General features: G+C 72.1%; 14 protein-coding genes. 7 read left to right on the top strand and 7 right to left on the bottom strand.

The genetic code is table 11. The annotated features are described in order from the left end of the window. The first annotated feature begins 225 nt into the window (after positions 1-225). From IF17_RS0121700 to mscL, 5 genes are all read left to right on the top strand, one after another. Positions 226-1,506, top strand: coding sequence for an MFS transporter (locus IF17_RS0121700; RefSeq protein ID WP_030568433.1), 1,281 nt, complete (start codon positions 226-228; stop codon positions 1,504-1,506). Between the two features lie 66 nt (positions 1,507-1,572). Then, positions 1,573-1,935 (top strand): FmdB family zinc ribbon protein, encoded by a 363-nt coding sequence (locus tag IF17_RS1000000137950; protein WP_030568431.1) that lies wholly within the window; start codon positions 1,573-1,575, stop codon positions 1,933-1,935. A 106-nt stretch (positions 1,936-2,041) separates the two neighbouring features. Beyond that, the gene (locus tag IF17_RS0121690) at positions 2,042-2,926 is read left to right on the top strand and encodes an S-methyl-5'-thioadenosine phosphorylase (RefSeq protein WP_030568429.1); all 885 of its coding nucleotides are present in this window, start codon (positions 2,042-2,044) and stop codon (positions 2,924-2,926) included. Positions 2,927-3,152: 226 nt separating this feature from the next. Next, complete coding sequence (locus IF17_RS0121685; protein ID WP_030568427.1) at positions 3,153-3,773, top strand: hypothetical protein; 621 nt, start codon at positions 3,153-3,155, stop codon at positions 3,771-3,773. Positions 3,774-3,886: 113 nt separating this feature from the next. Further along, on the top strand, positions 3,887-4,426 hold the full coding sequence (gene mscL, locus IF17_RS0121680) for a large conductance mechanosensitive channel protein MscL (protein ID WP_030568425.1): 540 nt from the start codon (positions 3,887-3,889) through the stop codon (positions 4,424-4,426). A gap of 22 nt (positions 4,427-4,448) precedes the next feature. Here the strand turns inward: mscL and IF17_RS0121675 are convergent, their stop codons facing one another. Genes IF17_RS0121675 through IF17_RS0121650 form a run of 6 tightly spaced genes read right to left on the bottom strand, consistent with a single transcriptional unit; the run spans position 4,449 to position 9,951 of the window. Then, the gene (locus IF17_RS0121675) at positions 4,449-4,679 is read right to left on the bottom strand and encodes a hypothetical protein (RefSeq protein WP_030568423.1); all 231 of its coding nucleotides are present in this window, start codon (positions 4,677-4,679) and stop codon (positions 4,449-4,451) included. A 58-nt stretch (positions 4,680-4,737) separates the two neighbouring features. Beyond that, positions 4,738-5,133 carry a hypothetical protein gene (locus IF17_RS0121670; RefSeq protein WP_030568421.1) on the bottom strand — a complete coding sequence of 132 codons (396 nt, stop codon included), beginning with the start codon at positions 5,131-5,133 and terminating at the stop codon, positions 4,738-4,740. Further along, a complete protein-coding gene (locus IF17_RS0121665; RefSeq protein WP_030568419.1) occupies positions 5,130-5,825 on the bottom strand; it encodes a QcrA and Rieske domain-containing protein in 696 nt (231 codons plus the stop codon). Before IF17_RS0121665 ends, IF17_RS0121670 begins: the two co-directional genes overlap by 4 nt. Continuing rightward, positions 5,822-6,424 carry a 4Fe-4S dicluster domain-containing protein gene (locus IF17_RS0121660; RefSeq protein WP_030568417.1) on the bottom strand — a complete coding sequence of 201 codons (603 nt, stop codon included), beginning with the start codon at positions 6,422-6,424 and terminating at the stop codon, positions 5,822-5,824. The genes IF17_RS0121665 and IF17_RS0121660 overlap by 4 nt, the downstream gene beginning before the upstream one ends. 6 nt (positions 6,425-6,430) lie before the next feature. After that, positions 6,431-8,758 carry a molybdopterin oxidoreductase family protein gene (locus IF17_RS0121655; RefSeq protein WP_030568415.1) on the bottom strand — a complete coding sequence of 776 codons (2,328 nt, stop codon included), beginning with the start codon at positions 8,756-8,758 and terminating at the stop codon, positions 6,431-6,433. After that, complete coding sequence (locus tag IF17_RS0121650) at positions 8,755-9,951, bottom strand: hypothetical protein (RefSeq protein WP_030568413.1); 1,197 nt, start codon at positions 9,949-9,951, stop codon at positions 8,755-8,757. Before IF17_RS0121650 ends, IF17_RS0121655 begins: the two co-directional genes overlap by 4 nt. A gap of 168 nt (positions 9,952-10,119) precedes the next feature. Here IF17_RS0121650 and IF17_RS0121645 point away from each other — a divergent pair, with 168 nt between their 5' ends. Beyond that, positions 10,120-11,274 (top strand): P1 family peptidase, encoded by a 1,155-nt coding sequence (locus IF17_RS0121645; protein WP_244890531.1) that lies wholly within the window; start codon positions 10,120-10,122, stop codon positions 11,272-11,274. A 220-nt stretch (positions 11,275-11,494) separates the two neighbouring features. Beyond that, positions 11,495-12,241 carry a DUF6227 family protein gene (locus IF17_RS0121640; protein WP_018515776.1) on the top strand — a complete coding sequence of 249 codons (747 nt, stop codon included), beginning with the start codon at positions 11,495-11,497 and terminating at the stop codon, positions 12,239-12,241. Positions 12,242-12,355: 114 nt separating this feature from the next. Here IF17_RS0121640 and IF17_RS0121635 read toward each other — a convergent pair whose 3' ends face one another. Then, complete coding sequence (locus IF17_RS0121635) at positions 12,356-13,903, bottom strand: MFS transporter (RefSeq protein WP_030568409.1); 1,548 nt, start codon at positions 13,901-13,903, stop codon at positions 12,356-12,358. Between the last annotated feature and the right edge of the window lie 59 nt (positions 13,904-13,962).

Raw genomic sequence — 13,962 nt, 5'->3', positions numbered from 1 at the left:
CGATGAAAGGCACACTGATCGACCAACTCTGTCTGATGCAGAGCTGGCGCGACCGTATGGCGGTCGTGGTGCCTCATAGCCCGGCGTTTCTTCGCCGATGGCAGCGAGTCGCCCGGCATCTACCGCAGTTCCGCGCGAAGAGGACAGCTCTCGGCCGCTTCCGTCCGGCCCGCCCCACAAGGGCGCCGGGAAGCACTGCTACCAGGCAGCAGAAAGGCAAGGACCGTGGCAGACACGGTCACCGACCGCCCCGGATACGGGCAGCTGCTCCGCACCCCCGGTGCGTGGACCTTCCTCCTTCCGGGCTTCGCCGCACGGCAGCCCTTCGCGATGCTGACCATCGGCATCGTGCTGCTCGTGCAGCACACCACCGGCTCCTACGGAACCGCGGGCGCCGTCGCGGCCGTCGCGGGCGTCTCGATGGCGCTGGTGGCCCCGCAGGGCGGCAAACTCGCCGACCGGTTCGGCCAGCGGGCCGTCCTGCTGCCCGGCGTCCTGCTGCACACCGTCTCCGTCGGCGCCCTGACCGCGCTGGCGCTCGCGGACGCCCCCCTGTGGGCGCTGTTCGCCGCCGCGGTGCCCACCGGGGCCTCGGTCCCGCAGATCGGCCCGATGGTGCGCGCCCGCTGGGCCGCGATGCTGGGGGCCACCCCGGACCGGCCCGCCTCCCCGCTGATGTCCACCGCCGCCGCCTTCGAGTCGGTGACGGACGAGTTCACCTTCGTCCTCGGACCGGTCATCGCGACCGCGCTGTGCACCGGCGTGCACCCGGCGGCCGGGCTGATCACCGAGGCCGCCCTCACCCTCGTCGGCGGCCTGCTCTTCGCCGCGCAGCGCGCCACCCAGCCCGCTCCCCGCCCCGCCGCCACCGCGGACCGGCCGCACACCTCGGCCCTCTCCGTCCCCGGCGTCCGGGTCCTCGTCGTCGCCTTCCTGGGCATCGGCGCGGTCTTCGGCGGCATGCAGGTCTCGCTGACGGCGTTCTCCCAGGAGATCGGCCACCCCGGCGTCAACGGTCTGCTGTACGGGATCTTCGCGGCGGGCAACATGCTGGCCGGCATCGTCTGCGGCGCCATCGCCTGGAAGAGCAGCCCGCAGCGCCGCCTCGTCGTCGGCTACATGGCCCTGACCCTCATGGCGTCCGGCCTCTGGGCCGTGCACTCCGTCCCGCTGCTGGCCGGGCTCGGCCTGCTGGTCGGCCTCTGCATCGCGCCGGCACTGATCAGCGGCTACACGCTGGTCGAGTCGCTGGTGCCCGCCGGCGCCCGCACCGAGGCCTTCACCTGGCTCACGGGCGCCGTGGCCCTCGGCCAGGCGGCCGCCGTGACCGTGGCGGGGCAGCTCGCCGACGCCCACGGTGCGAGCACCGGGTTCCTGGTCCCGCTGGCCGGTACCGTACTGGCGCTGGCGACCCTGCTGGCCCTGCGCTCACGGCTGGCCCCGAGGTCCGCGGGCCGGACCGTCGCACGTGGGATCGGTCACCGCGAGCCGGTCATGGTGGACTGATCCCGCGGAATACGTCAGTATGGACCGTCGTTAGCACTCATTGAGTGAGAGTGCCAGGAGGAGCAAGTGCCGACCTATCAGTACCAGTGCACCGAGTGCGGCGAGGGCCTCGAGGCGGTGCAGAAGTTCACCGATGATGCCCTGACCGTGTGCCCGAGCTGCGACGGACGCCTGAAGAAGGTGTTCTCTGCGGTCGGCATCGTCTTCAAGGGTTCCGGTTTCTACCGGAACGACAGCCGCGGCTCCTCGTCGAGCAGCACGCCGGCGACGTCGGCCTCGAAGTCGTCCGACTCCGGTTCGTCGTCCTCATCGACGTCGACGGGTTCGGACACGAAGTCGAGCGCTTCGTCGTCGTCCTCGTCCTCCGCTTCCTCCTCGTCGTCGGCTCCCGCGCCGGCCTCGTCGTCGAGCGGTTCGTCGGCCGCCTGAGCCGCCGCACGCCCCACACGCTTCACCGGACCCCGCCGATCCACTCGGCGGGGTCCGTGCGTTTCCCGGGCGCGGCTCCGCACACTCCCCCGGATACGGTGACCGCATGGTGAACGCATATACGGACACGAGCTCCGGCACAGACATCGCGGGTACGGCGCCGGGGGCGGAGATCGGAGTCATCGGCGGCTCGGGCTTCTACTCCTTCCTGGAGGACGTCACCGAGGTCTCCGTGGACACCCCTTACGGGAAGCCCAGCGACTCGGTCTTCCTCGGCGAGATCGGCGGCCGCCGGGTGGCCTTCCTGCCCCGCCACGGCCGCGGCCACCACCTGCCGCCCCACCGCATCAACTACCGGGCCAACCTCTGGGCACTGCGCTCCGTCGGGGTCCGCCAGGTGCTGGGCCCCTGTGCGGTCGGCGGGCTGCGACCGGAGTTCGGCCCGGGCACCCTGCTCGTCCCGGACCAGCTGGTGGACCGCACCAAGGCCCGTGTGCAGACCTATTACGACGGTGAGACCCGGGCCGACGGGACCGTACCCAACGTCGTGCACCTGGGCTTCGCCGACCCGTACTGCCCCGAGGGCCGGAAGGCCGCGCTCACCGCGGCGCGCGGACGCGGCTGGGAGCCGGTGGACGGCGGGACCCTCGTGGTGGTCGAGGGGCCGCGCTTCTCCACCCGCGCGGAATCCCGCTGGCACGCGGCGATGGGCTGGTCGGTGGTCGGGATGACCGGGCATCCGGAAGCGGTGCTCGCCCGCGAACTGGGGCTCTGCTACACGACGATGACCCTGGTGACCGACCTGGACGCGGGCGCCGAGGCGGGTGAGGGCGTCTCCCACGAGGAGGTGCTCCAGGTGTTCGCGGCCAACGTGGACCGGCTGCGGTCGGTGCTGTTCGACGCGGTGGGCGGGCTGCCGGACACGGGCGCCCGCAACTGCACCTGCGCGCACGCGCTGGACGGGATCGACACGGGGGTCGCGCTGCCGTAGGGCGGGTCGCGCTGCCGTAGAGGTGGGTCACGGCGGCCGTAGAGGTGGGTCACGGCGGCCGTAGCGGCAGGTCACGGCGGCCGGGCCACCGGATCGGGTGACGGAGTTGTCCACAATCCCGGGGTTGTCCACAGGCCTCAGCGGGATGCGTGCGGACCGTGGATCGTGAGGGGAGTTCGGCCGGGATCTCCGGCCGAACTCCCCTCGTCCGATTGCAGGTGACGCCATGCCCCCGTCCCCTTTTCACGCCCGGCCCCCGGCTCCGCCGCCCGCCCCCCGCGGGGTGGGGCCGTTCGCACCACTGCGGGTGCGGGGCGGCGGGGCGTACCGGCTGCGGCGGATGCTGCGCAGACAGCGGCGTGCGATCGCCGCGGGGATCGCGCTGGCGGGTGCGGCACTGGCCACGACGGGCCTGGGCGGCGCCGCATCCGGGACCGCCGGGTCCGGCACCGCCGCCTCGGACAGCGCCGCCGTGTCCGGTACGGCCGTGTCCGGTACGGCGACGGGGTCCGGGCGTCCGTCGGCGCGGCTCGTCTCGGCGCCGGTGCGGATCGCGGACGCGGCGACCGTACGGCTGTTGCGCCCGGGTGACCACGTCGATGTGATCGCGGTCGGCGAGGCGGGGGACGATGCCCGTCTGGTGGCCCGCGGGGTGCGGGTGGCACGAGTTCCCGGGCGGGTCGCCGATGACGGCGGCCCCCGGGGCGGCGGTGGCGAGGTGATCGGCACGGGCGCGGCGCCGGAGGGGGCTCTGGTGATGCTGTCCGTGGAGCGGTCCACCGCCACGGTGCTGCTGGGCGCGGGCGCCTCGGGACGGCTGGCGCTGGCGGTGTCCGATGGGAACTGACGCGCCCTCAAGTCACTCGTGGGCATTACCGGATTGGACAGTGTTGCCTTCTCCCGCCTTAGGTGGCGGAGCAGTTTGCTCCCATCACCGCACATGCGAAAGAAGGCTCACCTGTGAGCGAGAAGAAGGTCAGTCTGCTGGAGGGCTTCAAAGCCTTCCTGATGCGCGGCAATGTGATCGACCTTGCGGTGGCCGTCGTCATCGGGGCCGCGTTCACGAACATCGTGAACGCCGTCGTCAAGGGCATCATCAACCCCCTGGTCGGCGCGTTCGGTACGCAGGACCTGGACAACTACAGCTCCTGCCTCCGGGGCCCGTGCACCACGGACCCGGCCACCGGCGAGATGGACGGGATCGAGATCCTGTGGGGCTCGGTGCTCAGCGCCACCCTCAGCTTCCTGATCACCGCAGCGGTCGTGTACTTCCTGATGGTGCTGCCGATGGCCAAGTACCTGGCCCGGCGGGCGGCGATGCAGGCCGCCAAGGAGGGCGTGCAGGAGACGCTGGAGGTGAGCGAGCTGGAGGTGCTCAAGGAGATCCGCGACGCCCTGGTCGCGCAGCGCGGTGGTGGCGCGGCGGGTGCCGGTGGGTTCGGAGCCGATGGGCCGGGCGAGGGCGGGGGGACGCTGCCGGGCCGGGACGGGCAGCGGTAGCCCGCCGATCGGGACCGGCGGTTCAGATGTGGTGGGGCGGCTTCTCGTCGAGGAAGCGCGCGAGGTCGGCGGCGCTTGAGCCGCCGGAGGGCCGCTCGCCCCAGCCCCGGTCCGTGTCGTCCGCGGACTGCTGGTCCAGCGGATCGTCGAAGATCAGAACCGGCTTGGGCTTCGGCTTCGGTTCCTGCGACGGCTGTGCCTGCGGCTGCTGCTGCTTCGCGTCTCGCGGACCGGGGGCGGGGGCGGCACTCATGCCTCCAGGGTACGGCGGCCGGCGGCGGGGTGCGGGCCGCCGCCGGGCCTGTCGGCCGTCAGCGGTCCTTCGGGTCCATCAGCCACAGGCCGAGCACCACGAGGAACGACAGGCAGAGGAAGCCGGCTCCCCACCAGGCCGTGCCGGTGTTGCCCTCCATCCACTCGTCGATCAGCACGGTCAGGCCCCAGAGCTGGCCGATGACCACGGTCATCGCCAGGGCGAGGCGGGCGGTCAGCTTCGCGGAGCGCTCGGGTTCCTGGTCGGTGCCCGCGCCGGGGCCGGGCCCGGTGTGGCGGACGCGCGGGTCTCCGTAGCCGCTGGTGGGGCGGATCTGCGGATACCGCTCGTGGACGGGCCGGTTCAGCGCGGGGTCGGCGCTGCCCGGGTGGTACGTCGGGTAGTGGCTGCCCGGGGGCGGCAGCGGCTGCTCGGGGTGCGGGGCGTCGGTCATGTCCGCCCGCCGGGGGTCTCGGAGGCGGCGGGGCCCGGGGCCCGGGGCGGGGATTCGGCGCCACCGCCGATGTCGGGGCAGCCGATACGGGCGGCGAGGTCGGGGCGCTCGCCGCCGAGCTGGCGGCAGAGGCCCGCCTCGACGCTCTCGCCGGAACGGGTGGTCCCGACGGCCCAGATACTGCCGTCGGTCTCCTCGATGACCACGACCTTCGGCAGTCCGCGTGGCGGCGGCCCGGCGGTCACCTCACCGGAGCGGGCGTCGAAGACGCCCTCGTGGCAGGGGCAGTACAGCTCGCCCTCCCGGCCCCGGTCCTTGCGCCAGAGCACGGCGCAGGCGAGGTGGGTGCAGACGGCGGAGTAGCCGACGAGGGTGCCGTCGTCGAGGCGGACGGCGACGGCCCGGTCCTCCTCGCCCGGGTAGCGGAAGGCGATGGACTCACCGGGCGGGAGCCGCTGGGCGATGCGTTTCGCCTCGGGGGCCTTGCCGTCCTCGTCGTCGCCGTGGCGGTGCAGGATGCCGGCGGCGACGCCGATGCCGCCGACGGCGAGGCCGCCGGAGACGGTGGTGACGATCCGGAGGTAGTCGCGCCGGGTGGTGAGGGAGTCGGCGGCGAACCGGTCCCGGAGCGCCTCGCGCGGGTCCCCTCCGGCCGGGTGGTCGCCACCCTGCTGCTGTTCGGTGACGCTCATCGGCGGACGTCCTTCCCGTTGATCTCGACGACGGGCAGCCCGCCGGGAACCGGCCACTGCACCTTCTCGGCGGGGACGACCATGGCCACGCCGGTACGGACCTCGGTCTCGTCGAAGACGAAGGTGTCGGCGACCTGGACGCCGGGGCGCTCGGCCTGAAGCTCCTCGACAGTCCCGTAGAAGAGCGCCCCGGTCGGGCAGACGGTGGCGCACATGGGGGCGAGGCCGTACGCGGTGCGGTCGTAGCAGAGGTTGCACTTCAGCTGGAGCTTCGCCCCGAGGTCGATCTTCGGGACGCCGAAGGGGCAGGCGTTGACGCAGTTGGCGCAGCCGATGCAGCGGGTGGTGTCGGCCTGCTGCACCACCCCGTCGGCGGTCACCAGGATCGCGTCGGCGGGGCAGACCTCGGCGCAGGGGGCGACCGGGTCCTCGCAGTGCATGCAGACGGTGGGAAGGGAGGCGACGGAGTGGCCCTCGTCGGTGTAGTCGAGATGGATCATCGATTTGCCGCGGTGCGAGTCGCATTCGCGGCAGGCGGAGACACAGGCCTGGCAGCCGATGCAGCGCCCCGGGTCGATGAAGATCGTGCGGCCCATCATGGGGACTCAGCTCCTCTCCGAGGTGCCACGGCCCTGGGGGGACGTGGGAGGCAGCGGGTCGGTACGGGAGACCTGAGTCTCCGGGTAGGCGACATGACCGGGAGCGACCGGGGGTGCGGGGACCTCGTCGATCCGGTCGGCGTGCTCGATGCGGCAGGCGCAGACCTTGTACTCGGGGATCTTGGAGCGCGGGTCGAGGGCGTCGATGGTGAGGGCGTTGGCCGCGGTGGGGACGGGCCAGTGGTAGGGGATGAAGACGGTGTCGGGGCGGATCGCCTCGGTGACCAGGGCGGGGAAGACCTCGCTGCCACGCCGGGTCACGACCCGTACGGGCTCGCCGTTGCGGAAGCCGTGGGAGGGGTGGATCTCGGCCCAGGGGCGCGGGGTCTGTTCGACGAGGGCGCCGAGCCTGCGGGTCTGGTTGCCGGAGAGGAAGTGGGCCACGGTCCGGCCGGTGGTGAGCGACATGGGGTGCTCGTCGTCGTACGGGTCCATCGGCGGGTGCCACTCGACGACCTGGAGGTGGATCCTGCCGTCGGGATGATAGGTCCTCCCGTCCTCGAAGAGGCGCGGGGTCCCGGGGTGGTCGGTGGTGGGGCAGGGCCAGGCGATGCCGCCGGTCTCCTCCAGCCGTTCGTAGGTGATGCCGTAGTAGTCGTTGACGGTGCCGGCGGAGGCGGTGCGCAGTTCCTCGAAGACCGACCGGGAGTCGGGGAAGTCGAACTTGTCCCCGGCGCCGAGGCGGCGGGCGAGTTCGCACATCACCCAGGTGTCGGTGCGGACGCCGGGGGGCGGGTCCTGGGCCTTGTTGTGCTTGACCACGCGAGCCTCGGCGTTGGCCATCACCCCTTCGTCCTCGGCCCAGGTGGTGACGGGGAAGACGACATGCGCGTTGGCGGCGGTCTCGGAGAGGAAGAAGTCGAACTGGGCGTGGAACTCGGTGGCGTCGTACCCCTCCTTGACCACTTGGTAGTTGGGGAGGGAGACGAAGGGGTTGTTGCAGATGCCGATCAGGCCACGGATCTCGCGGCGCTGCATCTGCCAGACCATCTCCATCATGGAGGTCCCGGCGGGCGGGAGTTCGGACTCCTCGATGCCCCAGATCTCGCAGATCTGACGGCGGTGCTCGGGGTTGGTGATGGAGCGGCCGCCCGGGAGGAGGTCGGACTTCTGGCCGTGCTCGCGGCCGCCCTGCCCGTTGCCCTGGCCGGTGAGGGTGCCGTATCCGGCGCCGGGCTTGCCGATGTGGCCGGTGGCGGCGCAGAGGCTGATCACGGAGAGGCAGTTCTCGACGCCCTGCGAGTGGTGTTCGATGCCCCGGGCGTGCCAGGCCATGGCCTTCGGCGCGCGGGCGAAGGTGCGGGCGACCTGGACGATCTGTTCGGCGGGGACACCGCAGATCTTGGCGGCGCGGGACGGCGGGTACTCGGCCGCCTTGGCCTTGACCTCCTCCCAGCCGGTGGCGTGGGCGGCGAGGAAGTTCTCGTCGGTGAGCCCTTCGGCGATGACGACGTTCAGTACGGAGGTGAAGAAGGCCGAGTCGGTGCCGGGCTTGAGGGCGACGTGGATGTCGGCGGTCCGGGCGATGGCGGTCTCGCGCGGGTCGATGACGATGAGGCTCGCCCCGCGGTCCCGGGCTCCCCAGACGTACTGGGTCATCACGGGGAAGCACTCGCCGACGTTGGACCCTGCGATGAGCAGGCAGTCGGTGAGGAGGATGTCGGAGAAGGGGTTGCCGGCCCGGTCGATGCCGAAGGCGAGCTTGTTGGCGCCCGCCGCGCTGACCATGCAGAGGCGGCCGTTGTAGTCGACGTGCCGGGACTTGAGGGCGACCCGGGCGAACTTGCCCACCAGATACGTCTTCTCGGAGAAGAGGCTGGCGCCGCCGAGCAGCCCGAAGGCGTCGTTGCCGTACGTCTGCTGGATGCGCTTGACCTCGGCGACGGTGAAGTCGAGCGCCTCCTCCCAGGAGACCTCCCGGAACTCCTCGTCGCGGGAGCGGCGCATCAGCGGGGCGGTGAGCCGGTCGGGGTGGTTGACCTGCTGGTAGGCGTTGATGCCCTTGGGGCAGAGCCGCATCCGGTTGATGTCGTGGTTGCGGGGTTCGACGCCGAAGACCTTGCCGCCGCGGTCCACGCGCAGATACATCCCGCACTGGACGCCGCAGAAGCAGCAGTGGGTGGGCACGAGCGTCTCGCCGTTCTGGTCGGCGTGCCACTGGTCGGCCGGGATACCGCCCGCGTCGCGGAAGGCGCGGGTGCCGGGCGGGGCGAGGGAGGGGTCGAGCGGGATGAAGGTGCGGCGGTCGGCGGTGGCTCGCGGTTCCGCGGTCACTTGAAGCCCTTCTTCACATGGGAGAGGTAGGCGCTGCCGCGCAGCACCCGCTTGCAGCGCGGGCAGTACTCGGCCCAGGCGTCGAAGTCGAGCCGGAGGTCGCGCATGGTGCCGCGCAGGTTCTCGACGTACGGGCCGGTGTCGATGGGTTCCTCGCAGCGGCGGCAGGCGAAGACCTGGTCGTCCTGGCGGCCGGTGTACTTGAACAGCTGCATGCCGACCGCGGCCGGGCGCTGGACGATGTGGAAGAACTTGCCGAACGGGATGTAGATGAGAGTGAAGACCACCGAGACCATGTGGAGGATCGCCAGGAACTGGTAGCCGCCGCCGTGCAGGAAGATCGAGGAGAAGGTGAGCAGCAGCCCGGTCACGGAGATGACGATCAGCGCGATCAGCGGCACCAGGTCGTAGGCGAAGCGCTGGCCGGTCGAGGCGCCGCGGTCCTTCATCCGGCGCCACAGGAAGTAGGAGGCGCCGGGGATGACGAGGACGGCGGCGATGTCGAGGCCGTGGAACATCAGCCAGCCGAGGACGGAGAGCGAGTCGAAGCCGAGGATCTTGATGCCCCAGATCCGCATCTCGTAGCCGGGTCCTGAGCCGCTGCCGGAGGTGAAGGTGAACCAGCCCCAGGTGAGCGGGAAGGTGATCAGGGCGGCGAGGATGCAGCCCCAGAAGATCAGCTGGTGAGCTGCCCAGCGGGCGTGGGACCGGGCGCCGAGGAACTTCTGGAAGCCGAGGTAGGTGGCGATCATCTTCGGCAGGGCGGTGGGGGCCTGACGGAAGTTCTCGTACGAGAAGAGGCTGCGCCAGCCCTGTCTGAAGAGGCGTCGGGCGCCGGGGGCGGAGAGCCAGACCGTGTAGCGGTAGGCGACACCGAAGGCGAGGAAGACCGTGGCCACGGCGTAGGGAAGGAGCGCCGAGTCGAAGTTGCGCAGCATACGGCTGCCGAGCACGATCGCGAGGATCAGCAGAGCGGAGACCACCACTCCGGCCAGGGTCGCCCGGGCGGTGACGGAGCGGGGGCCGGTGGCGGCGGGGGACGCGTCGGCGGAGTCGCCGTGGGTCGCGCCCCCGGAACCGCCGGGGACCTCGCCCCCGGAACCGGAACCGTCGGCGAGAGCGCCCGCGGGACCACTGGGGGGACGGGGCTCGGCTGCGGCGGGGGCTGCGGGGTCTTCTGGCGGCTCGGTCACTCGGCCACCGTAGGACCGTTTACGGCAATTGGACCCGTTTTGGGAGGTAAGGGGGTGAGCGGGTCGCCCGGACAGGCGCAGGGGACGGGGCTGGCAGTCGCCGGTACGTTCGGAGCGTACGTGGACGAGCCCGCGCCCGGCCGTGGGCGCCGACCCGAGGAGTGCCCGATGACCGCCGAGGACCCGCACCCGCCGCTGCCCGACGCCCCGTCGCCATCGCCGTCGACGGAGGATGGACCGTCACTGGAGGGTGGTCCGTTGCTGGACGCGCTGACCGATGTGGCCGGCGTGCGGGTGGGGCATGCGCAGGTGGGCGGGGCGGGGGCGTTGAGCGGGACGACCGTGGTGCTGGCGCCGGAGGGCGGGGCGGTGGCCGCCGTGGACGTGCGGGGTGGCGGGCCGGGGACCCGGGAGACGGACGCGCTGGACCCGCGCAACCTGGTGCAGCGGGTCGACGCGATCGTCCTCACGGGCGGCAGTGCGTACGGGCTCGACGCCGCGTCCGGGGTGGTGGCCTGGCTGGAGGAGCAGGGCCGGGGCGTCCGGGTCGGCGCGGAGCCCGGCCAGGTGGTGCCGGTCGTTCCGGCGGCGGCCCTCTTCGACCTCGGCCGGGGCGGCGACTGGCGGGCCCGCCCCGACGCGTCGACCGGACGGGCCGCGGTGGAGGCGGCGGCCGCTTCCGAACCGGGGGCTCCGGTCGCCGAGGGGAACGTGGGCGCGGGTACGGGCGCGGTGGCCGGGCAGCTCAAGGGCGGCATCGGCACGGCGAGCGTGCGGCTCGCCTCCGGGGTCACCGTCGCCGCCCTGGTCGCGGTGAACGCGGCGGGTTCGGTGCTCGACCCCCGTACCGGGGTGCTGTTCGGGGAGTACGGGGCCGGGGAGCCGCCCGCGTACCCGGCGCCCGCCACGCATGCGGCGGCGGTACGGCGGCTGGCGCGGGAGCGGGAGGCGGCGGAGGCGGCCGGGGGCGGGGCCCCGCCGTTCAACACCACGATCGCGGTCGTCGCGACGGACGCGGACCTCGTGCGGGCCCAGGCGCAGAAGCTGGCGGGCACCGCACACGACGGCATGGCCCGCGCGGTGCGCCCGGTCCATCTGCTGACCGACGGGGACACGGTGTTCGCGCTGGCCACGGGGCGGGTGCGGGTGGAGTCGGAGAACCCCGTCGCGGTCAACGAGATCCTCGCCGCGGGCGCCGACGTGCTGGCCCGCGCGATCGTGAAGGCCGTGCGCGCGGCCCGGAGCATCCAGGGATCCGGTGGCACGTTCCTCGCCCACGCCGACCTGTACGGGGAGGGGCCGGACGGTCGGCCCGAGGCGTAGACCGCCGGGGGCGCGCGGCACGGGCGAAGGGGCGCGCGGGCGCCCGACTCGCAACCTGGCCAAGGGAGTTCACCCCCAACCGCCCGAAATGCGCCGGGAACAGACGGGGAACTTATCTCAGGCGCCTTACGTTTTTACGAACCCCGGTCACGATGTCAGACCCAGGGACTACGTTAAGCACGCACCAAGTAACACGCGGCGACGGCCTGGAGACAACACCTTGAGCGATCCGTACGAGACAACCGAGCAGCACCTCGACCGACTCCTGCGACGCGCCCTCAACTCTTTCGACCTCCCCGACAGCACGGTCGACCTGCTCGGTTCGGCGCTGGCCCACAGCAGTTCACTGCACTCGTCGCACCACAGCCCCGTCCTGCACCGGGAGACCTACCGCCACACCTACCTCCTCACCGACGGTTCCGACGTGACCCTCTGGGAGCTGGTGCACGGCGGCGGCCGGGACGAGCAGGTCCCCCGCCGCCACGAGCTGTACGCCGACGAGGGCGACGCCCATATCGCCGCGGCCCGGCTCGCCGGGAGCTTCTCGGACACCCCCGCCTTCGGCGACGAGGGCAGCCGGGGGGACCTGGAGATCCTGACGGTCCTGATGTCCGCTCCCCCGGCCCCGGCCCCCCGGACGTACGCGCCCGACAATTCGGCCGACCACGCCCGCCGGGTCCTGCGCCGCGCGGAGAACGGCGACCGCCCGGACGAGGAGAAGGCACGGCTGCTCCGGTCCGCCTTTGCCCACCACATCACCCAGATCTTCGGGCGCCAGTGCCAGGTGGACGGACAGGAGGCCGGGTTCACGCTCTACGAGCACGCCTTCCTGCTGCTGGACGGCAGCGAGACGAGCCTGTGGGAGGTCGAGCACACGGCGACCCCCGACGGCCGCCACATGTGCGAGGTCTACGAGGACGAGCACACCGCCCGGGCGGCGATGGAGAGCCGTACGAGGATCTGCTGAGCCCGGGCGGGGCTCCCGGGCGGAGGCTCGGGCTCAGCATCCCGGGGCCCGGGCTCAGCATCCCGGGCGGCCGGGCCCCGCCGCCCGGGAGCCCCCGGCCGCCGCCCCGCCCGCTCAGCCCTTCAGCGCCGGCTCCTTGGCGAGCGGGCCGTCTCCGGCCGCTTCGCCCTCCACATGCGCCTTCGGCCGGGCCGGCAGCGCGAACATCAGCAGGAAGATCACCACGAGCACTCCGGCCACCCACCACAGCGACTGCTGGAAGGCGTTCACGAAGGCCGGGCCGAGCTCCTGCGGGGCGAGCCGGTCACCGATCGCGCCGAAGAAGACCACGGACACCAGGCCCAGGCCGAGCGCGGTGCCCATCTGCTGGACGGTGTTGATCAGCCCGGACGCCGAGCCCGCGTGCTCCTTGGGGACCTCGGAGAGGATCGCGTCGGTCAGCGGCGCCACGATCAGGCCCATCCCGACGCCCATGACGACCAGCGGAACCGCCATCTGCCAGGAGGTGATGGCGAGGCCGTAGTGCTCGGCCTCCCAGACGTACGTCAGCAGCCCGGCGACCATCAGGAGCGCGCCCGCCTGGAGGACCTTGCGGCCGAAGCGGGGCACCAGCTTCTGTACGGAGATCCCGGCGGCCACCGAGACGGCGACGGAGAACGGGACGCCCGTCGTACCGGCCCGCAGGACGCTCCAGCCCAGGCCCATCTGCATGTACAGGGTCCAGACCAGGAAGAAGATGCCCAGGCCGACGCCGAAGGTGAGCTGCACGGCGATGCCCGCGGCGAAGCTCTTGATCCGGAACAGGGACAGCTCGATCAGCGGTGAGCCGTCGATGATGGCCTTCTGCCGCTGGTGCCGGACGAGGAGCCCGAAGACGAACAGGCTGCCCACCATCGACACGTGGCCCCAGAGCGGCCAGTCCAGCTCGTGCCCCCGGGTGAGCGGGTAGATGAGCATCAGCATGGCGAGGGTGACCAGGCCGACGCCCATCAGGTCCAGCCGCATGGCCCTGGGCGCCTTGGACTCGGTGATGAACTTGGCGCCGAGGATCAGGCCCGCGATGCCGACGGGCAGGTTGATCAGGAAGATCGGCCGCCATCCGAGGCCGAAGAGGTCCCACTCGGTGAGCAGCGCGCCCAGCAGCGGGCCGGAGACCGCGCCGAGGCCGACGATCGCGCCGAAGAGGCCGAAGACCTTGCCGCGTTCGTGCGCCGGGAAGGTGGCGTGCACGATCGAGAGCACCTGGGGCACCATCAGGGCCGCCGTCGCACCCTGGAGGATGCGGGCGGCGACGAGTATGTCGGGGCTGGGGGCGAGGCCGCAGAGGGCCGAGGCCACCGTGAACCCGGCGATGCCGAGGAGGAAGAGCCGCTTGCGCCCGTAGATGTCGCCGAGCCGGCCGCCCGTGATCAGCCCGGCCGCGAACGCGAGCGCGTACCCGGCGGTGATCCACTGGATCGCGGAGACGGAGGCCTCCATGTCCTGCCTGATGCTCGGGATGGCGATGTTGACGATCGTGACGTCGACCAGGTCCATGAAGGCCGCGGTCATCACGATGGCGAGGGCGAACCAGCGGCGCCGGTCGGCAGGGCCGGGCTGGGGCGGAGCGGTGCTCGGTGCGGTGTTCGGTGCCGGGTCCGGCAGCGCTGCGGAAGAAGACATGAGAAGAAGCTAAGCCTTCATTAGGACTGATCATGACCTGATGGGCGCGCATCCTGGAT

This window comes from Streptomyces cyaneofuscatus (genome assembly GCF_000718135.1).
GTDB classification, from domain to species: Bacteria; Actinomycetota; Actinomycetes; order Streptomycetales; family Streptomycetaceae; genus Streptomyces; species Streptomyces cyaneofuscatus.
Note: the sequence above shows the minus strand (reverse complement) of the source record. Positions and strands in the feature narration are given on the sequence as shown.

What these genes read in the sequence shown, in the direction of transcription:
- IF17_RS0121690 (WP_030568429.1), top strand. Translation starts at nt 2,042, where the DNA reads ATGGTGAACGCATATACGGACACGAGCTCCGGCACAGACATCGCGGGT.
- IF17_RS0121685 (WP_030568427.1), top strand. Translation starts at nt 3,153, where the DNA reads ATGCCCCCGTCCCCTTTTCACGCCCGGCCCCCGGCTCCGCCGCCCGCC.
- IF17_RS0121675 (WP_030568423.1), bottom strand. Translation starts at nt 4,679, where the DNA reads ATGAGTGCCGCCCCCGCCCCCGGTCCGCGAGACGCGAAGCAGCAGCAG.
- IF17_RS0121670 (WP_030568421.1), bottom strand. Translation starts at nt 5,133, where the DNA reads ATGACCGACGCCCCGCACCCCGAGCAGCCGCTGCCGCCCCCGGGCAGC.
- IF17_RS0121665 (WP_030568419.1), bottom strand. Translation starts at nt 5,825, where the DNA reads ATGAGCGTCACCGAACAGCAGCAGGGTGGCGACCACCCGGCCGGAGGG.
- IF17_RS0121660 (WP_030568417.1), bottom strand. Translation starts at nt 6,424, where the DNA reads ATGATGGGCCGCACGATCTTCATCGACCCGGGGCGCTGCATCGGCTGC.
- IF17_RS0121645 (WP_244890531.1), top strand. Translation starts at nt 10,120, where the DNA reads ATGACCGCCGAGGACCCGCACCCGCCGCTGCCCGACGCCCCGTCGCCA.
- IF17_RS0121635 (WP_030568409.1), bottom strand. Translation starts at nt 13,903, where the DNA reads ATGTCTTCTTCCGCAGCGCTGCCGGACCCGGCACCGAACACCGCACCG.